This is a genomic window from Lysinibacillus sp. RU7 (assembly GCF_057837305.1).
Genome location: NZ_JBYQFK010000012.1, coordinates 50,727 through 70,002, shown reverse-complemented (window position 1 = coordinate 70,002; position 19,276 = coordinate 50,727). Strand labels below are relative to the sequence as shown.

19 protein-coding genes are annotated in these 19,276 nt (G+C 39.3%); all 19 read left to right on the top strand.

Annotated features, from left to right (window positions below; all coding sequences use genetic code 11):
* The first annotated feature begins 74 nt into the window (after positions 1-74).
* Positions 75-419 carry a 50S ribosomal protein L19 gene (rplS, locus tag AC3II9_RS10570; RefSeq protein WP_391366397.1) on the top strand — a complete coding sequence of 115 codons (345 nt, stop codon included), beginning with the start codon at positions 75-77 and terminating at the stop codon, positions 417-419.
* Positions 420-617: 198 nt separating this feature from the next.
* Complete coding sequence (gene lepB / locus AC3II9_RS10565) at positions 618-1,181, top strand: signal peptidase I (RefSeq protein WP_489155305.1); 564 nt, start codon at positions 618-620, stop codon at positions 1,179-1,181.
* A 106-nt stretch (positions 1,182-1,287) separates the two neighbouring features.
* The gene (ylqF, locus tag AC3II9_RS10560) at positions 1,288-2,163 is read left to right on the top strand and encodes a ribosome biogenesis GTPase YlqF (RefSeq protein ID WP_489155303.1); all 876 of its coding nucleotides are present in this window, start codon (positions 1,288-1,290) and stop codon (positions 2,161-2,163) included.
* Positions 2,164-2,266: 103 nt separating this feature from the next.
* A complete protein-coding gene (rnhB, locus tag AC3II9_RS10555) occupies positions 2,267-3,034 on the top strand; it encodes a ribonuclease HII (RefSeq protein ID WP_489155301.1) in 768 nt (255 codons plus the stop codon).
* A complete protein-coding gene (locus AC3II9_RS10550; RefSeq protein WP_489155299.1) occupies positions 3,031-4,932 on the top strand; it encodes a hypothetical protein in 1,902 nt (633 codons plus the stop codon). Before rnhB ends, AC3II9_RS10550 begins: the two co-directional genes overlap by 4 nt.
* Complete coding sequence (locus AC3II9_RS10545) at positions 4,929-5,240, top strand: EscU/YscU/HrcU family type III secretion system export apparatus switch protein (protein WP_489155297.1); 312 nt, start codon at positions 4,929-4,931, stop codon at positions 5,238-5,240. Before AC3II9_RS10550 ends, AC3II9_RS10545 begins: the two co-directional genes overlap by 4 nt.
* Before the next feature lie 158 nt (positions 5,241-5,398).
* Positions 5,399-6,559, top strand: a complete 1,161-nt coding sequence (gene sucC, locus AC3II9_RS10540; protein WP_391366403.1) for an ADP-forming succinate--CoA ligase subunit beta — start codon at positions 5,399-5,401, stop codon at positions 6,557-6,559.
* A 19-nt stretch (positions 6,560-6,578) separates the two neighbouring features.
* Positions 6,579-7,481 carry a succinate--CoA ligase subunit alpha gene (sucD, locus tag AC3II9_RS10535; RefSeq protein ID WP_391366404.1) on the top strand — a complete coding sequence of 301 codons (903 nt, stop codon included), beginning with the start codon at positions 6,579-6,581 and terminating at the stop codon, positions 7,479-7,481.
* 85 nt (positions 7,482-7,566) lie between these two features.
* Entirely contained in the window at positions 7,567-8,454 is an 888-nt protein-coding gene (gene dprA / locus AC3II9_RS10530; protein ID WP_489155295.1) for a DNA-processing protein DprA, read from the top strand.
* 94 nt (positions 8,455-8,548) lie between these two features.
* Positions 8,549-10,633 carry a type I DNA topoisomerase gene (topA, locus tag AC3II9_RS10525; protein WP_489155293.1) on the top strand — a complete coding sequence of 695 codons (2,085 nt, stop codon included), beginning with the start codon at positions 8,549-8,551 and terminating at the stop codon, positions 10,631-10,633.
* A 14-nt stretch (positions 10,634-10,647) separates the two neighbouring features.
* Positions 10,648-11,961, top strand: a complete 1,314-nt coding sequence (gene trmFO, locus AC3II9_RS10520; protein WP_489155291.1) for an FADH(2)-oxidizing methylenetetrahydrofolate--tRNA-(uracil(54)-C(5))-methyltransferase TrmFO — start codon at positions 10,648-10,650, stop codon at positions 11,959-11,961.
* 241 nt (positions 11,962-12,202) lie between these two features.
* Positions 12,203-13,102: a tyrosine recombinase XerC gene (gene xerC, locus AC3II9_RS10515; protein WP_489155289.1), complete on the top strand. Its 900-nt coding sequence runs from the start codon at positions 12,203-12,205 to the stop codon at positions 13,100-13,102.
* A 16-nt stretch (positions 13,103-13,118) separates the two neighbouring features.
* A complete protein-coding gene (gene hslV, locus AC3II9_RS10510) occupies positions 13,119-13,661 on the top strand; it encodes an ATP-dependent protease subunit HslV (RefSeq protein ID WP_391366409.1) in 543 nt (180 codons plus the stop codon).
* Complete coding sequence (gene hslU / locus AC3II9_RS10505; protein WP_489155287.1) at positions 13,661-15,046, top strand: ATP-dependent protease ATPase subunit HslU; 1,386 nt, start codon at positions 13,661-13,663, stop codon at positions 15,044-15,046. Before hslV ends, hslU begins: the two co-directional genes overlap by 1 nt.
* A gap of 87 nt (positions 15,047-15,133) precedes the next feature.
* Positions 15,134-15,913 carry a GTP-sensing pleiotropic transcriptional regulator CodY gene (codY, locus tag AC3II9_RS10500; protein ID WP_391366411.1) on the top strand — a complete coding sequence of 260 codons (780 nt, stop codon included), beginning with the start codon at positions 15,134-15,136 and terminating at the stop codon, positions 15,911-15,913.
* A gap of 507 nt (positions 15,914-16,420) precedes the next feature.
* The gene (gene flgB / locus AC3II9_RS10495; protein ID WP_489155285.1) at positions 16,421-16,813 is read left to right on the top strand and encodes a flagellar basal body rod protein FlgB; all 393 of its coding nucleotides are present in this window, start codon (positions 16,421-16,423) and stop codon (positions 16,811-16,813) included.
* A 2-nt stretch (positions 16,814-16,815) separates the two neighbouring features.
* Positions 16,816-17,283, top strand: coding sequence for a flagellar basal body rod protein FlgC (gene flgC, locus AC3II9_RS10490; protein WP_489155283.1), 468 nt, complete (start codon positions 16,816-16,818; stop codon positions 17,281-17,283).
* A 25-nt stretch (positions 17,284-17,308) separates the two neighbouring features.
* Positions 17,309-17,617, top strand: a complete 309-nt coding sequence (gene fliE / locus AC3II9_RS10485) for a flagellar hook-basal body complex protein FliE (protein WP_431029468.1) — start codon at positions 17,309-17,311, stop codon at positions 17,615-17,617.
* A gap of 60 nt (positions 17,618-17,677) precedes the next feature.
* Positions 17,678-19,276, top strand: coding sequence for a flagellar basal-body MS-ring/collar protein FliF (fliF, locus tag AC3II9_RS10480; protein ID WP_489155281.1), 1,599 nt, complete (start codon positions 17,678-17,680; stop codon positions 19,274-19,276).

Genomic DNA, 19,276 nt, shown 5'->3' with positions numbered 1-19,276 from the left:
ATGCACTGAATTACGGTGTTCCGCTGTGGCCAACTATGAGCGTGCAAGAGCATCTGTCTAAGGAGAGAAACGAAATGTCTAACATTATCACAGAAATCACTAAAGAACAACTTCGTACTGATTTACCTTCATTCCGTCCTGGTGACACTGTAAAGGTACACGTTAAAGTTGTTGAGGGTACTCGTGAGCGTATCCAGTTATTCGAAGGCGTAGTAATCAAACGTCGCGGTGGCGGCATCAGTGAAACTTTCACTGTGCGTAAAATTTCTTACGGTGTTGGTGTTGAGCGTACATTCCCTGTACACACGCCAAAAATCGCTAAATTAGAAGTTACTCGTCGCGGTAAAGTACGTCGCGCTAAACTTTACTACTTACGTAACCTACGTGGTAAAGCTGCACGTATTAAAGAAATTCGCTAATAATTTTTTGAGAATGGAGCTTGTGATATACAGGCTCCATTTCTTTTGGCGAATATAAAATTAGTAGTATTTATGGATATTTGCAGGTAGGTTTTTATAGGGATTTAGCAATAGGGAAAGGCATGCAATAGACAATTTTTTTGCTTCAAATACATATTTCCTTTACAATATAGGTGGATAGACGAGGGGGACATTTGTGTGGAAAAAGTGGAGAAAGAAAAAAATGAGTTATGGGAATGGATCAAAGCATTACTTATTGCCTTTGCAATAGCGGCATTCATTCGTTATTTTTTATTTACACCAATTGTGGTAGATGGAGATTCCATGATGCCAACCCTTGAAGATGGCGATCGAATGATTGTAAATAAAGTTGGCTATAAAATCGGAAATCCAGATCGTTTTGATATCGTCGTGTTTCATGCACCGGAAGGGAAAGACTATATTAAACGTGTCATTGGTTTACCGGGCGATCACGTAGAATATATCGATGATCAGTTATACATTAATGGTGAGCCAATTGATGAGCCGTATTTAAATCAATATAAAGCAGAAATCACAGAAGGCAATTTAACAGGTGATTTTACATTACAGGACATTGAGCCGAATTTAGATGTTATTCCGGAAGGTTATGTGTTTGTGATGGGAGATAATCGCCGCTTTAGTAAAGATAGTCGCCATATTGGGATTGTAAGTATTGATGAAATGATTGGCAATACCAATTTAATCTTTTGGCCAATAAGTGATATTAAAATTGTAAAATAATGTACGAGAGGGGATGCGATATCTCCTCTTTTCATTATTGGATAGTGACAAGTCCCTCTCTTTAATGTTAGCGGAGTAGGGATCTGTTTGAGAAAGGATGTTTCAGATGACAATTCAATGGTTCCCGGGGCATATGGCAAAAGCACGCCGTGAAGTATCAGAGAAACTAAAATTAGTCGATATTATTTTTGAGCTAGTTGATGCACGCCTTCCGCTTTCCTCGCGTAATCCTATGATTGACCAAGTCATCAATCAAAAGCCACGCCTCCTGATTTTAAACAAGCAAGATATGGCGGACGAGGCAGAGACGCGTAAATGGATTGCGTATTTTGAGGAACGTGGTCATAAAGCAGTCGCAATCAATTCACTAGAAGGAAAAGGTTTGCAGACGGTAACAAAGGTAGCGCAAGACATACTAGCGGAAAAATGGGCGCGGATGAAAGCAAAAGGGATGAAGCCGCGTGCCATTCGTGCGATGATCGTTGGTATCCCGAATGTTGGCAAATCGACGCTCATTAACCGTTTAGCGAAAAAAAATATTGCGAAAACAGGAAATACACCAGGTGTGACAAAAGCACAACAGTGGATTAAAGTAGGAAAAGAATTAGAACTACTTGATACACCCGGTATTCTTTGGCCTAAATTTGAGGATCAAGAAGTGGGTTATAAATTAGCGTTAACAGGTGCTATTAAAGATCAAATTATGAATATGGAAGATTTAGCAGTGTACGGTCTTCGCTTTCTTGCAACACATTACCCACAACGTATGGAAGAACGTTATCAATTACAGTTTGTGCACGAGGACTTAGTACAGACATTTGATCATATCGGTAAGCTTCGTCGCGTATTTGGACAAGGTGGAGAAATCGATTATGATCAAGTATCAGAGTTAATCGTTCGTGATATTCGTTCCCTGCATTTAGGGAAATTAACGTTTGATTTTGTCGATGAGCAAATGGAAAAAGAGTTATTAGAGCAATAATCAAGGGGAGTGTCCAGAAAGTGAAAACTTTCCAGACACTCTTTTCTTTTACAAACATAAAAATAAACCGATATATAATATAGAACGAGCAAGGAGATTGGCAATGCGGACGATTAAAGAAATTACAGCTGCTTTAAAACAGGCAGAACAATTACAACCATGGATGAAGGAATTGCAACAGGATGAGCGAGCAAGCGTACAAAAAGCATGGCTACAATTTGAAAAGCGCATGGCCAAAAAACAGGCCGTATTAGATGCTCATCGTGAGAAGTGTGCGTTTGATGCATCATTTTTGCCCTATCCAGAAGCATGTATTGCGGGGGTAGATGAGGCCGGACGTGGGCCACTTGCAGGACCTGTTGTGACAGCTGCTGTAGTGCTACCTAATCATTGTAAAGCACTCGTTGGTATCAATGACTCGAAGCAACTATCAAAAGAAATGCGTGAAAATTACGTAGCCCGTATTAAAGAGCACGCAATTAGCTATTGTATTCATTTTCAATCAGCTGAAATGATTGATACATTAAATATATATGAGGCAACGAAGCAGTCGATGGTTGAAAGTGTGAAAGGGCTTGCTGTTACACCAGATGTCGTATTAGCGGATGCGATGACATTGCCGATTGATATTCCGCAGCATGCTGTGATTAAAGGAGATGCCAAAAGCTTAGCTATTGCGGCGGCTTCTATTTTAGCGAAAACAGCACGTGATCAATACATGGAACAACTACATGTTCAATTTCCGCAATACGGTTTTAATCAACATGCAGGGTATGGTACAAAACAACATTTAGCGGCGCTTGAGCAATTTGGACCAACCGAGCATCACCGTAAAAGTTTTGAACCGATTAAATCGATGATAAAGAGGTGAGGATTTTGACATTTACGTCATTCAATCCAGTTCAATCACAACCGCAAACGATGCAGGCAAATAAGCCTTTAGTATTACGTGAAGGACAAATTTTTCATGGCACGATCAATAAGTTATATCCTGACCAAACCGCAGAAGTACAAGTAGGTCAACAAAAATTAGTGGCAACACTTGAAACGCCTTTAAAAGTTGGCGATTCGCACTTTTTTCAAGTATCCAGTACTGGCGCACAAACGGAACTAAAAGTGGTAACCGGACCGATGACACAGGCGATGACACCACAGCAGCAAATGAATCAACTGCTTCAAAATATGAATCTGCCACCAACGAAAGAGTTGCAGCAAGTAATGAGTCATTTTATGAAAGAGCAAATGCCGATTTCACGTGAGCAGTTACTCGCAGCTGAAAGTTGGATAAAAACTTTACCTGAGGGCGTCACAAAACAAGATGCACTAGTGGCAATCCAGCGCATGGTTGAGCTAAAGATGCCCTTCACAACGCAAGTATTTCAATCGCTCGTACAAGGGGCGAAATTAGACGGTATGAGTGCAACGCTACAAAATTTTATGAATCAACTAGCGAACGCGAATAATATAAACGAGCAATTAAAAAACAACTTAATCACACAATTGCAAACTATTGCAAAACCATTGGATGCCGAAACGGGGGGCGTGCTCTTGGCGCGCGCTGTTCAAACGTTAACCGACAATACCGTATCAATGACGAACCGCCTGCAAGCATTGAATATGTTAAAAGAAGCCGGCATCTTACCACAAAATGCAACATTAGCAAACTGGCAATCGCAACAAGGGCAGTCGCAACCACTCTCGACCCAACCTGTACAAGCCGGGCAGCTTATTCAACAAGTGATGATGGCAAAGCAGGAAGAAAGCGCACAAATGCTACAAAATGTGCGGACATTTGTTCAAAATGAAACGCTATTAACGACTGAGCAAAAAGGGCAACTTCAGCAATTCATGGACCGCTTTACACAACTACCGCAAACGAAGCAGGCAATCGAAATATTTGCTCGTCAATTACAAGAACAATTGTTAAAATCATTTTCAGCAAATAATGACGTTCACTTATTCACACAAAATAAACAGGGATTGTCAGCGAAAGATCAAATGCTCTCCCTTTTAAAGCCTGATGCAGCAGTTGCACGTCACGATGCCATGTTTCAAGCATTAGTACGTGCTAGTATGGAATCGACACAACCTGCTGTGCAAGCGGCTGTTACTCAAGCGGAGGCACAGGTACAAAATGCAGTAGATAGTAAGGCGATGGAACAAGCAATGAAAACGGTGTTAAAAGGGTTGGGGATTAGTTATGAAGCGGCATTAGCGAATAAAGCAAATGATATGCAAGCGCTGGCTCAACAAGTGAAACCGCAACTTTTGGCGCTGTTACAAGAGGCGCAAATCCCCCCGGCATTGCGAGATTCTGCTGAAATGTTCATGGCGCGTATGAACGGCATGCAATTGCTTTCAGGAGAAAATGGTCATCAACACCAGCTTGTCATGCAAGTGCCGCTTGATTTTTTTGGCAAGCAAATGGATGCGACATTACAGTGGAATGGGAGAATGAGAGATGACGGAAAAATTGATGCCGATTTCGCACGTGTGCTCTTTTATTTAAACATGGAATCTTTGCAAGAGACGGTCATTGATATGCAAGTGCAAAACCGTATTGTGACGATTAACGTGTTTAATGATGATCCGCAATTAAATCTACTGGCAGACTCCCTTAAACAAGCATTGAAAGCTGGGCTTGCGGATAAGGAGTATCGTTTATCGGGTGTGTTTATTAAACAGTTTGAGAAGGGAATAGTCGAAAAAGTCACAAAAATGTCAAATCTAGATTCTGAATCACACAACGGAGTGGATATTCGCGTATGAACGACAAGAAATATGCACGAAAAGAGGCAATTGCGTTATCTTATAATCCAACGAAATCATCTGGACCTAACGTAGTGGCGAAAGGAAAAGGGAAAATTGCTGAAAATATTTTAGAGCAAGCGATGCTGCATGATGTGCCTATTCATGAAGATCCCAACCTTGTGCAATTGCTAGGGCAGTTAGATTTAAATGAATCGATCCCAGAGGAATTATACCAAGCGGTAGCGGAAGTCTTTGCTTTTATTTACCATTTAGATCGAAGACATGGTGAAATAAAACACTTAAAAAAGTCGTGTAAATTAGACTGATTTACACGGCTTTTTTCGTTTTCTTTGAATGAAGTACGATAAAATCGCATAAAAAGCCAAAAAAATACACATGAAGACTAATATAGACATTATCAGAATCTTTGTATAAAATAGACCTTGTTAAAAATTTTTTTAATTGTCTGATGGGAGGATGTATTATGAATATCCATGAATATCAAGGGAAAGAGATCTTGAGAAAATATGGGGTAGCAGTACCAAATGGCCGAGTTGCTTTCTCGCCAGATGAGGCTGTGAAAGTCGCGAAAGAATTGGGGAGTAACGTGACTGTCGTAAAAGCTCAAATTCATGCAGGGGGTCGCGGTAAAGCGGGCGGTGTTAAGATTGCGAAAAATCTTGATGAAGTACGCACGTACGCAAAAGAATTACTTGGAAAGGTGTTAGTAACACACCAAACAGGTCCAGAAGGTAAAGAGGTAAAACGCCTTTACATTGAGGAAGGATCAGATATTCGTAAAGAATATTATTTAAGTTATATATTAGACCGTGCCACTTCTCGTGTAACATTAATGGGGTCAGAAGAAGGCGGTATGGATATTGAAGAAGTAGCAGAAACAAATCCTGAAAAAATATTCAAGGAAGTAGTAGACCCTGTAATTGGTCTAACAGCATTCCAAGCGCGTCGTATGGCGTTCAATATGAATATTCCAGCAAAATTAGTAAATAAAGCTGCCAAGCTAATGTTAGGCTTATATGAAGCGTTTATTGATAAAGATGCCTCAATCGTTGAAATTAACCCGTTAGTTGTAACAGGGGATGATGAGGTTATGGCGTTAGATGCGAAGTTTAATTTTGATAGCAATGCATTGTATCGTCAAAAAGATATTGTGGAACTTCGCGACTTTGATGAGGAAGATCCAAAGGAAATTGAAGCATCTAAGTATGACTTAAGTTATATTTCGTTAGATGGCAACATCGGTTGTATGGTAAATGGTGCTGGTCTTGCGATGGCAACAATGGATACGATTAGTTACTACGGCGGAAGCCCTGCTAACTTCCTGGATGTTGGGGGCGGTGCGACAGCAGAAAAAGTAACAGAAGCGTTTAAAATTATTCTTTCAGATGCGAACGTAAAAGGTATTTTCGTTAATATCTTTGGCGGTATTATGAAGTGTGACGTTATTGCTGAAGGGGTTATTACAGCAGCAAAACAAGTAGGTCTTAAAGTACCGTTAGTTGTTCGTCTAGAAGGAACGAATGTAGAACGTGGTAAACAATTATTAAATGAATCCGGTTTAAATATTGTCGCTGCTGATTCAATGGCAGACGGCGCTCAAAAAATCGTAGGACTTGTGAGCTAAAGGAAGGCGGGGAGAAGTAATGAGCGTATTTATTAATAAAGATACTAAAGTAATTGTACAAGGGATTACAGGGGATACAGCACTTTTCCATACAAAGCAAATGATTGAGTATGGTACAAAAGTCGTTGCAGGTGTAACACCTGGAAAAGGTGGACAGGAAATCGAAGGCGTACCGGTATTTAACACGGTTCAAGCAGCGGTAGAAGCTACTGGTGCCAACGTATCCGTAATTTATGTGCCAGCTCCTTTTGCAGCAGATGCGATTATGGAAGCAGTAGATGCGGAACTTGATTTAACAATTTGTATTACAGAGCATATTCCTGTACTTGATATGGTCAAAGTAAAGCGCTATATGGAAGGGAAAAAGACACGCTTAGTCGGTCCGAACTGTCCAGGTGTTATTACAGCAGATGAATGTAAAATCGGTATTATGCCAGGTTATATTCATACAAAAGGTCATGTAGGGGTTGTATCACGCTCTGGTACATTAACTTACGAGGCAGTACACCAATTAACACAAGAAGGTATCGGTCAAACAACGGCAGTTGGGATTGGTGGAGACCCTGTAAATGGGACAAACTTCATCGATGTATTAAAAGCATTCAATGAAGATCCTGAAACGTATGCGGTTGTTATGATTGGTGAAATCGGTGGTACAGCGGAAGAAGAAGCTGCTGAATGGATTAAAGCAAATATGACAAAACCAGTTGTAGGCTTTATCGGTGGTCAAACAGCACCTCCAGGAAAGCGTATGGGACACGCAGGCGCGATTATTTCTGGTGGTAAAGGTACGGCAGCAGAAAAAATCAAAGCGATGAATGCGGCAGGTATTGAGGTAGCGCCAACACCATCTGTTATTGGCGAAACGTTAATTAAAGTCATCAAAGAAAAAGGTCTATACGAAAAATGTAAGACGCATTAAAATGAAGATGTAGCGCGGGTGGGGGTTCGCGCTACATCTTTTCTTGTACAGTCATTTTTTCTTCTATTATAAAAGGAGTGATAAAATGACAACCTTGCACAAATTATTAGCACTTCATTATGCATATCCGCTAACATTAAATAAACTACATTACTTATTGCGTAATATTCAAACACTTAATGAATTGGAAACGATTTCAGTCTCAAATTTAGCTCAAATGATTAATATAAAAAAGGAAACTGCATATACACTAAAAAGGACATATGTTTCTCTATGTCAAACGGATTTACTAGAATTTTATGCATCAAAAGATATTGAAGTTATTCCGTATACAAGTAATTTATACCCAAAACAATTATTCCAACTTAGTGATCCGCCAGCAGTGTTATATTGCAAAGGAGATAGCAACCTGCTTACAGCCCAAAACAAAATTGCTTGTATTGGTTCAAGGGAAGCGACTGCTTACTCAGCAGAAGCGTTTAAACAAATTATCCCGCCACTTATTCAACATCATTATGTAATTGTCAGTGGTCTTGCGAAAGGTGCAGATACATTGGCACATCGAGCAGCGGTGCATTATGGTGGGAAAACAATTGCTGTACTAGGACACGGCCTCGAAACAATCTATCCGAGAAGTAATGAGCAACTTGCAAACCATTTAAGTCAACATCATTTATTAGTAACTGAATACCCACCACATGTTGGAGCAAAAAAACATCATTTCCCAATGCGCAATCGAATTATTAGTGGGCTTTCGAATGCATTAGTCGTAACAGAAGCAGCACTTCGCAGTGGTACACTCATTACAACAGAGCTTGCTTTAGAGCAAGGAAAAGATGTATTTGCAGTACCTGGACCTATTACATCGCTACAATCTGCTGGTACAAATAATTTGATCAGAGAAGGTGCCATTCCGATATGGAACGGGTATCAAATTATTGAGGAATTACAAATGTTTCAAATGAAAGATTGAAAAAAAGTTGCATTCTATGTAAATCTGTTATACATTTTGCAACAGGAATTGATTTGTAAAAAACAACAAGTAACCTCTATAAGGGGGAAGATGAATGGCAGATTATTTAGTAATAGTGGAATCACCTGCAAAGGCGAAAACGATTGAACGCTATTTAGGGAAAAAATATAAAGTGAAGGCATCTATCGGACATGTACGCGATTTACCGCGTAGTCAGATGGGGATTAATACAGAAAATAATTATGAACCTAAATATATAACAATCCGCGGAAAAGGACCTGTATTGCAGGAATTAAAAACAGCGGCAAAAAAAGCGAAGAAAATATATCTTGCAGCCGATCCTGACCGAGAAGGGGAAGCGATTGCTTGGCACTTAGCGACCGCTTTAAATATCGATACAACATCCGATTGCCGTGTTGTATTTAATGAAATTACAAAGGATGCAATTTTAGAAAGCTTTAAGCATCCACGTGCGATTAATATGGACTTAGTTGATGCACAACAAGCTCGTCGAATTTTAGACCGTCTTGTTGGTTATAATATTAGTCCGATCTTGTGGAAAAAGGTGAAAAAGGGATTATCAGCAGGCCGAGTACAATCGGTGGCACTTCGTCTAATTATTGATCGCGAAAATGAGATTAAAAACTTTGTCCCAGAAGAATACTGGTCCATTGAGGGGCTTTTTGAAAAAGGGAAAAAACAATTCGATGCTTTGTTTTATGGTACAAATGAAGAAAAGGTAAAACTGACAAATGAACAGCAAGTGAAAGCTGTATTAGCACAGTTAAAAGGCGATGAATTTGAAGTACTCAATGTTGTCAAAAAAGAGCGTAAACGCAATGCAGCTCCTGCCTTTACGACATCATCCTTACAACAAGAAGCAGCGCGTAAACTAAACTTCCGTGCAAAAAAGACGATGATGCTCGCGCAACAACTGTATGAAGGGATCGATATCGGCAAAAAAGAAGGAACAATCGGTTTAATTACGTACATGCGTACAGATTCGACACGTATTTCCGATACGGCGAAAACAGAAGTAGTCGGTTATATCGAACAGAAATACGGGAAAGATTATGTTGTTGGTGAAGTGAAGCAAGGGAAAAAGCAAGCGAATGCTCAAGATGCGCACGAAGCCATTCGTCCAACAAGTGTGATGCGCACACCAGATGAATTGAAAACGGTACTTAGCCGAGATCAACTAAGACTATATCGTTTAATTTGGGAACGCTTTATTGCGAGTCAAATGGCACCGGCCGTTTTAGATACGGTAACAGTTGATTTACAAAATGAAGGCGTTCAGTTCCGTGCGAATGGATCGCATGTAAAGTTTCCAGGGTTTATGAAGCTATACATTGAAGGAACAGACGATCAAACTGAAGAAACGACAAAGCTGTTACCAGAAATGGCGATAGGGGATAAAGTAAAAACGGCCAATATTGAGCCGAAACAACATTTTACGCAACCACCACCACGCTATTCGGAAGCGCGTTTAGTGAAAGCGTTAGAGGAACTAGGGATCGGGCGTCCATCGACATACGCACCTACTTTAGATACAATTCAAAAGCGCGGGTATGTACAGCTAGATGCAAAACGTTTTGTCCCAACAGAGCTTGGCGAAATCGTTCATCAAGCAACGTTAGAATTCTTCCCTGAAATCATTAACATCGAGTTTACGGCACAGATGGAACAAAACCTAGATGGTATTGAAGAAGGCATTACGAGGTGGGTAGAAGTCATTGATGCGTTTTACAAAGACTTTGAGCCGCGCGTGAAGCATGCAGATGAAGTGATGGAGAAAATCGAGATTAAAGATGAGCCAGCTGGTGAAGACTGTGAAAAATGTGGTGCGCCAATGGTTTATAAGCTCGGCCGTTATGGCAAGTTTATGGCTTGTTCTAATTTCCCAGATTGCCGTAATACAAAAGCAATTATGAAGCCAATCGGTGTGAAATGTCCATCCTGTGAAGAAGGCGAAGTTGTTGAACGAAAAAGCAAAACAAAACGGATTTTCTACGGATGTAATCAATATCCAGAATGTGAATTTGTCTCATGGGATAAGCCAATTAATAGACCTTGTCCGAAATGTAGTGCATTATTAGTAGAGAAGAAATTGAAAAAAGGTGTTCAAATCCAATGTACGAACGCAGAGTGTGACTACGAGGAAACACCATCAGAATAAAGAGGTAAAGTTAAATGACACAACAGGTAGTAAACGTAATTGGTGCTGGCTTAGCAGGAAGTGAAGCAGCGTGGCAAATTGCTAAGCGGGGTATAAAGGTACGCCTTTATGAAATGCGCCCTGTAAAACAGACGCCAGCACATCACACAGATAAATTTGCAGAGCTTGTCTGCTCAAACTCACTGCGTGCGAATAATTTAACCAATGCAGTTGGTGTGATTAAAGAAGAAATGCGGATGTTAGACTCGGTGATTATGGCAGCAGCAGATAAATGTGCGGTTCCTGCGGGAGGAGCACTTGCCGTAGACCGTCATGAATTTGCAGGATATGTGACAGAGGCTGTCAAAAACCATCCGCTGGTGGAAGTCATTCATGAAGAAGTGACAGAAATCCCAGAAGGTATTACAGTCATTGCAACGGGTCCTTTAACATCTGAAAGCTTAGCGAATAAAGTGAAAGAGCTGACAGGGGAAGAGTATTTATACTTTTATGATGCGGCTGCACCAATTCTTGAAAAAGATAGCATCGATATGGAAAAAGTATACTTAAAATCACGCTATGATAAAGGCGAAGCGGCCTACTTAAACTGTCCGATGACGAAAGAAGAGTTCGATGCATTTCGTGAAGCATTAATTACAGCGGAATGTGCACCGTTAAAAGAATTCGAAAAAGAAAAGTATTTCGAAGGCTGTATGCCAATTGAAGTAATGGCAACTCGCGGAGAGAAAACAATGCTATTTGGCCCAATGAAGCCAGTAGGACTGGAAGATCCGAAAACTGGGAAGCGTCCGTACGCTGTTGTACAGCTACGTCAAGATGATGCAGCAGGTACGCTTTACAATATTGTTGGCTTCCAAACGCATTTAAAATGGCCAGAACAAAAGCGCGTGTTCTCGATGATTCCGGGGCTTGAAAACTTAGAAATTGTACGCTATGGGGTTATGCATCGAAATACGTTCATTAACTCACCGAAAGTGTTGAATAGCACATATCAACTACGCTCGAACCCAAATATTTTCTTTGCTGGTCAAATGACAGGTGTTGAAGGATATGTGGAATCAGCGGGTAGTGGCTTAATCGCAGGCATTAATGCAGCTCGCCTAGCTAAAGGGGAAGAATTATTGTACTTCCCGCATGAAACGGCACTTGGTTCTATGGCACGTTATATTACAGAAGCTGACGCTAAAAACTTCCAGCCGATGAATGTAAACTTTGGATTATTCCCTGATTTAGGTGAACGGATTAAATCAAAAGTAGAACGTGCAGAACGCCATGCTAATCGCGCTTTAGAAACAATTCGGAATTTTACGAATAAACAAACAATATAATTGCCAAAAGCCTCTAAAGATTGATATACTTTTAGAGGCTTTTTATATTACGGTCTTTTTTTGTGGTACTAATTGGATAAAGAATTGTGAATTTGTGAACAAACAAATAAAATTTAAAATATTTAAGTATATTTCACTTGCACTATTCCGTATATAGGTATAGTGTCATTATGGATGTTTTAAAGCCAGCTATCTTCTTTAAATATAGTTCATTAAAGTACTACCGATGGAGGTAGGGAACATGTTAAATAATCCACAACAAGCTTTAAGCCAATTTATTAAATATGTACAACTAGAGAGAAATTTTTCAGTACATACTGTACGAGAATACGAGGCAGACATTCAGCAGTTTTTAGCCTTTCTTAAGCAAGAAGGGGTTATGAGTTTAGCAGAGGTAGAGTATTTGCATGCGAGGTTGTATGTAACAAAGCTGTATGATGACAACATGGCACGAACAACAATTTCTAGAAAGATTTCATCCGTTAGGTCGTTTTTCCGTTACTTGAACCGAGAAGTTGATTTAGATGATGCACCCCTGCGCTCACTTTATCATCCGAAAAAAGAGGAAAGACTTCCGAGCTTTTTTTATGAGGAAGAATTGCAACAGCTATTTCTCGCCTCGAGTGGAGATGATGAAAAATCCATTCGTAATATGGCCATTTTAGAGTTGTTATATGCAACGGGTATTCGTGTTAGTGAGTGTGTATCCATTGAGTTAAATCAACTGGATTTTTACTATTCTATATTACGGGTAATGGGAAAAGGGCGTAAAGAGCGTATCGTACCGTTTGGTCAATATGCACATAATGCTTTACTCCGTTATATCAATGAAGTTCGACCGAAGCTTATGAAAACGAAAGAACATCAACGCTTATTTGTCAATATGCGCGGAGGCGAACTTACTGCGCGGGGCGTACGTCATATTTTAAGTGAGATGATGGAAGAAGCATCCTTGCATTCGAAAATTTATCCACATATGCTACGTCATACATTTGCAACACATTTATTAAATAATGGTGCAGACTTACGTACAGTTCAAGAATTACTTGGGCATGCGCACTTATCTTCTACGCAAGTGTATACGCATGTCACGAAGGAGCATCTTCGCAATACGTATATGAATGCTCATCCGAGAGCATAGTTTAGGAGGAACGTGTATGGGACAAATTCATGCAACTACAATTTTTGCTATTCACCATAATGGCGAGTGTGCTATGGCTGGTGATGGTCAAGTGACACTAGGCAATGCAGTCGTGATGAAGCATACAGCAAGGAAGGTCAGACGTCTGTTTAATGGAAATGTGCTTGCTGGCTTTGCTGGTTCAGTAGCAGATGCATTTACACTATTTGAAATGTTTGAATCAAAACTAAATGAATACAATGGCAATCTTATGCGCGCATCTGTTGAAGTAGCAAAACAATGGCGCGGTGATAAGATGCTTCGTCAACTAGAAGCGATGTTGCTCGTGATGGATAAAAACACGCTCTTATTAGTTTCGGGAACTGGCGAAGTTATTGAACCTGAAGATGGGATTTTAGCGATTGGTTCTGGTGGCAATTATGCATTAGCGGCAGGGCGCGCGCTGAAAATGCATGCAGGTGAGCATTTAAAGGCGAAAGAAATTGCCGAAGCTGCATTGAAAACAGCTGCTGACATTTGTGTATTTACGAACCATAATATTATCGTGGAGGCGCTTTAATGAAAAACTTAAATTTAACGCCAAGACAAATTACGGAAAGTTTAAATCGTCATATTGTAGGACAAAATGAAGCAAAGCGTGCTGTAGCAGTTGCACTTCGTAATCGTTATCGTCGTTCTTTATTATCGGACGAAATGAAAACGGAAATTATTCCTAAAAACATTTTAATGATTGGTCCTACAGGTGTTGGTAAAACGGAAATTGCACGTCGTATTGCGAAATTGACGAATGCACCGTTTATTAAGGTGGAAGCGACGAAATTTACAGAGGTAGGTTATGTTGGTCGAGATGTAGAGTCGATGGTGCGTGATTTAGTAGAAGCATCAAGACGATTAGTAAAAGAAGAAATGATGGAAGGGGTACAAGAACAAGCGGAAAAGCTGGCAAATGAAGCGCTCGTAAAGCTTCTTGTACCTTCGAAATTAAAGTCTAAAATGCCACAAAACCCTTTTGCAATGTTTTTTGGTGGGCAACAGGAAGAACAGACAAAAGAAACACCGACCGAGGAAGCGGAAATTCGTTCTCGTCGTACACAAGTTGCGGAAGATTTAAAAGCTGGTAAATTAGAAGAACAATGGGTCACGATTGAAGTAACGGAACAAGCGCCATCCATGTTCGATATGATGCCGGGGATGGACGTCAATATGGGCATGCAAGATATGTTATCTAACTTAATGCCGAAGAAAACGAAAAAGCGTAAAGTAAAGGTGAAGGATGCGCGCCGCTTGTTGACAATGGAAGAGGCAAATAAGTTAATCGATTCCGATGAACTTGCACAAGAAGCCATTACACGTGCGGAACAAGCAGGCATCATTTTCATTGATGAAATTGATAAAATCGCAAGTAAAGGGACATCTTCTGCGGAAGTTTCGCGTGAAGGTGTACAACGTGATATTTTACCGATTGTAGAAGGGTCGACGGTCACGACGAAATACGGTCCGGTAAAAACAGATTATATGCTGTTTGTTGCTGCCGGGGCATTTCACGTATCAAAACCAAGTGACTTAATTCCTGAGCTACAAGGGCGCTTCCCTATTCGTGTAGAACTTGAAAAATTAACGAAAGAAGATTTTGTGCGCATTTTAAAAGAGCCAGATCAATCGCTTGTTTTACAATATAAAGCACTGTTAGAAACAGAAGGTGTGACGATAGAATTTACGGAGGATGCAATTGAACGTATTGCGGAGATTGCGACAGAAGTAAATCAAGAAACAGATAATATTGGTGCGCGTCGTTTGCATACCATTTTAGAACGTCTACTAGAAGAAGTATCATTCGAAGCTTCGGAAATTGCGCCGGCACATATCGACATTACACCGGCATATGTCGATCAAAAGCTTGGTAATATCGTAAAAAACAAAGATTTGTCACAATTTATCTTGTAAAAAGTCGAATTAGTTTCTTTGAATTGTGAAAACCTTTAGAATATTTAGTGAATTAATCGTTACAGATAATTTAGGAGGAAATATAAAATGAACTTATTAGCTAAAACTCGTAAAATTAATGCAATGCTCCAAGCGTCTGCGGGTAAACCGGTAAACTTCAAGGAAATGGCGGATACTTTAGGGGATATTATTGATTCAAATGTATTTATCGTGAGCCGAAAAGGGAAGCTTTTAGGTTTATCTATTCATCAACAAATTGAAAATGATCGTATTAAAAAAATGTTTGAAGAGCGACAATTCCCAGAAGAATACACACAAAAACTGTTTAACATTACAGAAACGTCACCAAACATTGATATTAACAGTGATTACACGGCATTCCCTATTGAAAATAAAGATTTGTTTGCATCGGGCTTAACGACTATTGTACCAATTATCGGTGGTGGTGAACGCTTAGGAACATTAATCTTAGCTCGCATTAACGCTCCATTTGAAGATGATGACTTAATTCTAGCTGAATACGGTGCGACGGTAGTAGGAATGGAAATCTTACGTGAAAAATCGGAAGAAATCGAAGAAGAAGCACGTTCAAAAGCAGTTGTACAAATGGCGATTAACTCATTATCGTATTCTGAATTAGAAGCAATTGAGCATATTTTTGAGGAATTAGATGGTAATGAAGGTCTATTGGTAGCTTCTAAAATTGCAGATCGTGTAGGGATTACACGTTCTGTTATCGTAAACGCATTACGTAAATTAGAATCTGCGGGTGTGATTGAATCTCGTTCTTTAGGTATGAAAGGAACGTATATTAAAGTGTTAAATGATAAGTTCCTAGTAGCTTTAGCGGAAATTAAAATGAAGTAATAATTTCATTTGAGATATTTCGTTTTGAATGATAAAAGTGTAGGTGAGTTCAATCTGAACTTCATCTACACTTTTTTGGGTTAAAAATAAAGGTGTGTGAATCGTTAAGTGCATATGAAATTTATAGGTTAGTTTTTAAAAGTGAAACGTATCTAATAGGGGGATTCGTTTTGTGTGTATCTTTTGTGACAATTTTCCTTCGTTTTTAGTATAGATTTAAATGTAGGAAAGGTAAATAGTGTAACTAGAATGTGCCTTTTTTAATGCTCTCTTTGGTGGATGTTTAAAATTCAGTGTAAATATACAGCGGAAATGTGCAAAAAAAAAGCGAAAAATATCGTATATTATATTACTTAGTCGAAAAATATCGCGAAAAAAATGGTCTTAATTTCCCAACGAAAAGCGACAAAAGGCAATAGACACTAAGGATTATATTCTTTACAATTATAGTATTGATTGGTTAAGTGTATATAATTGAAATGATTCTATATAAATGAGGTGATTTTTTTGGAATTATTTGGCGGAACTATTAGTAGTTTAGAAAAAGGACTTTCTTATGCAACATTAAAAAATAAAACAATCGCTCAAAATATCGCCAATGTTGACACACCTAATTACAAAGCGCAGGATGTTAGTTTTAAACAAATGCTCACACAAGCGAAACAATTAGGGGTTAATGCTTATCGTACGGATACGAGACACTATGAATTTAAGATGGAGCAATCAACACCAGGTGTATATACCTATGAGAATTTTAGAGCACGTCATAATGGGAATGGTGTTAATATGGATGCAGAGCAAGCAAGTCTGGCGGAAAATCAAATTTACTATAATGCGCTAATTGATCGTGTAAGTGGTAAATTAAGCTCACTAACTAATGTGATTAAAGGTGGGAGATAACCATGACAATTTTTCATAGTATGAATACGACGGCTTCTGCTTTAACTGCTCAGCGACTTCGTATGGACGTTATTTCTTCCAATATTGCAAATGTCGATACGACACGTGCTCGTCAAGTAAATGGAGAATGGGAGCCTTATCGTAAAAAGCAGGTTGTATTAACAGAGCAAGAAGGGAATCGTTTTAGTAATTTCCTAAACGTTGCCATGGGTAAAACGTCCAAGCAAGCGGTTGGAAATGGCGTACGCATAAAAGAGATTAAAGAAGATACAGAAACACAATTTAAACTTACATACGATCCAACACATCCGGATGCGGACGAAGCGGGGTACGTTCGAACATCAAATGTAGATTTATTATCTGAAATGGTAGATTTAATATCGGCTTCTCGTTCATATGAGGCTAATGTTACAATGTTTAATGCGAATAAAGCCATGTTAACGAAAGCTTTAGAAATTGGAAAAGGGTGACACTAAGAGTAGGAGGTAATTAAAAATGGCAATTAATCCGGTATCACTGACAGTACCAACAGTGTCAAACGAATCAACAAAAATCAATGCGGTGGTAACTTCAGCCGAAGCGCAAAAAACGTTTGCCAATACGCTAAAAGAAGCTATTACTAATGTCAATGAAAAGCAAATTCAATCGGATATGATGACAGAAAAATTGATTAATGGTGGAGATGTAGAATTACATGAGGTAATGATTGCTTCCCAAAAAGCGAGCATTACACTTAATGCAACAATGGAAGTTCGCAATAAGGTAATTGAAGCCTACCAAGAAATTATGCGAATGAGTGTATAATAGGGCGGTTAAAGCGAATTGTAAATTGTTAAAGCATTCACTATAACCGGAGGATTCATAATGAATGAACGTTTAACGAGAATAAAAACGGATTCGACTAATTTTTGGACGAGTCGAACACGAAATCAAAAAGGTGCGATAATTGGCACGTTAGTAGCGATTGTTGCATTAGCAGGGATACTTACATATTTTTCAACTAGAACAACGATGGCCCCGTTATTTACTGGATTATCGCCTAGTGAAGCAGGTCAAATTACGGAAGTATTAGGTTCACAAGGAGTAGTGTACGAATTAGCAAATGGAGGCACCACGATTTTAGTACCAGAAGAGCAAGTGGATCCTCTGGCAGTATCACTAGCGTCACAAGGATATCCAGAAACGGGCGCTATTAGTACATCTTTCTTCACAGAAAATGCTGGTTTTGGTATGACAGATAACGAATTCAATGTCATTAAACAAGCAGCAACAGAAACAGAAATCGCGAATTTAATAAAGCGAGTACAAGGTGTAAAAGATGCTAAAGTGCTAATTACTGTACCAGATGAAGGAATCTTTTTTAAAGAATCTACACAGGAAGCAACGGCTTCTGTTATGCTAACAACAGAACCGGGCGTGAAATTTACAGATGATCAAATTAAAACACTGTATAGTTTAGTAGCTAAAAGTGTTCCAAACTTAAGTACTGAAAATATTGAAATTTCCAATCAATATGCGGAATACTTCGATTTGAATTCAGCGCAAATAGGTAGTAATTCAACAACAACACCTGAAGGGCAAATGGGCATTAAGAAGCAAATTGAGCGCGATATTCAACGTCAAGTCCAAAATATGCTTGGGACGATGATGGGACAAGATAAAGTAGTTGTCTCCGTTACAACAGATGTGGATTTTAAGCAAGAAAATCGAGAAGAAAATTTAGTTCAGCCGGTAGACGAAGAAAACAATGAAGGCATTGCCATTAGCGCACAACGTATTACAGAAACCTATTCAGGAACAGGCACAACAGCGTCTGGCGTACCAGAAGCTGAAAATGTAACGGATAACTTTACAGATTACCAAGAAGGCACTACAGGAGATGGAGAATATGAGCGCGTTGAAGAAACAATTAACAATGACGTCAATCGTATTCGTCGTGAAATTGAAGAAAGTCCGTACAAAATTCGTGATTTAGGTATTCAAGTAATGGTAGAGCCGCCAGTTGCGGACGATCCAGCGTCTTTAGATGCGGCAGTGCAAGAAGACATTGAACAAATTTTAGCCACAATCGTACGTACTTCTATTGATAAAGAAGCAGCAGGTGATTTAACAGATGAAGCGATAAGTAATAAAATTGTTGTTTCTGTTCAACCGTTTTACGGAAAAGAAGGAACAGATGCTACGCCAGAATCTGCTATTCCATGGTGGGTTTGGGTAGTAGGCGGCATTTTACTTGCAGCCATTGGACTTCTAGTATTCTTCATTTTACGTTCCCGTAAACGTAAAAAAGAAGAAGAAGAGTTAAATATTATCGAACAACAACAAGAATTAATTGAAGTAGATGATATTTCAGAGGAAAAAGAGACTGAAGCAACCGTACGCCGTAAACAGCTTGAAAAAATGGCAAAGGACAAGCCAGAAGATTTTGCGAAGCTATTACGTAGTTGGATTGCAGAAGATTAA

Bases quoted from the DNA above. Each gene is read 5' to 3' on its own strand.
- rplS (WP_391366397.1), top strand. From the start codon at position 75: ATGTCTAACATTATCACAGAAATCACTAAAGAACAACTTCGTACTGAT.
- ylqF (WP_489155303.1), top strand. From the start codon at position 1,288: ATGACAATTCAATGGTTCCCGGGGCATATGGCAAAAGCACGCCGTGAA.
- rnhB (WP_489155301.1), top strand. From the start codon at position 2,267: ATGCGGACGATTAAAGAAATTACAGCTGCTTTAAAACAGGCAGAACAA.
- AC3II9_RS10545 (WP_489155297.1), top strand. From the start codon at position 4,929: ATGAACGACAAGAAATATGCACGAAAAGAGGCAATTGCGTTATCTTAT.
- sucC (WP_391366403.1), top strand. From the start codon at position 5,399: ATGAATATCCATGAATATCAAGGGAAAGAGATCTTGAGAAAATATGGG.
- sucD (WP_391366404.1), top strand. From the start codon at position 6,579: ATGAGCGTATTTATTAATAAAGATACTAAAGTAATTGTACAAGGGATT.
- dprA (WP_489155295.1), top strand. From the start codon at position 7,567: ATGACAACCTTGCACAAATTATTAGCACTTCATTATGCATATCCGCTA.
- topA (WP_489155293.1), top strand. From the start codon at position 8,549: ATGGCAGATTATTTAGTAATAGTGGAATCACCTGCAAAGGCGAAAACG.
- trmFO (WP_489155291.1), top strand. From the start codon at position 10,648: ATGACACAACAGGTAGTAAACGTAATTGGTGCTGGCTTAGCAGGAAGT.
- xerC (WP_489155289.1), top strand. From the start codon at position 12,203: ATGTTAAATAATCCACAACAAGCTTTAAGCCAATTTATTAAATATGTA.
- hslV (WP_391366409.1), top strand. From the start codon at position 13,119: ATGGGACAAATTCATGCAACTACAATTTTTGCTATTCACCATAATGGC.
- hslU (WP_489155287.1), top strand. From the start codon at position 13,661: ATGAAAAACTTAAATTTAACGCCAAGACAAATTACGGAAAGTTTAAAT.
- codY (WP_391366411.1), top strand. From the start codon at position 15,134: ATGAACTTATTAGCTAAAACTCGTAAAATTAATGCAATGCTCCAAGCG.
- flgC (WP_489155283.1), top strand. From the start codon at position 16,816: ATGACAATTTTTCATAGTATGAATACGACGGCTTCTGCTTTAACTGCT.
- fliE (WP_431029468.1), top strand. From the start codon at position 17,309: ATGGCAATTAATCCGGTATCACTGACAGTACCAACAGTGTCAAACGAA.
- fliF (WP_489155281.1), top strand. From the start codon at position 17,678: ATGAATGAACGTTTAACGAGAATAAAAACGGATTCGACTAATTTTTGG.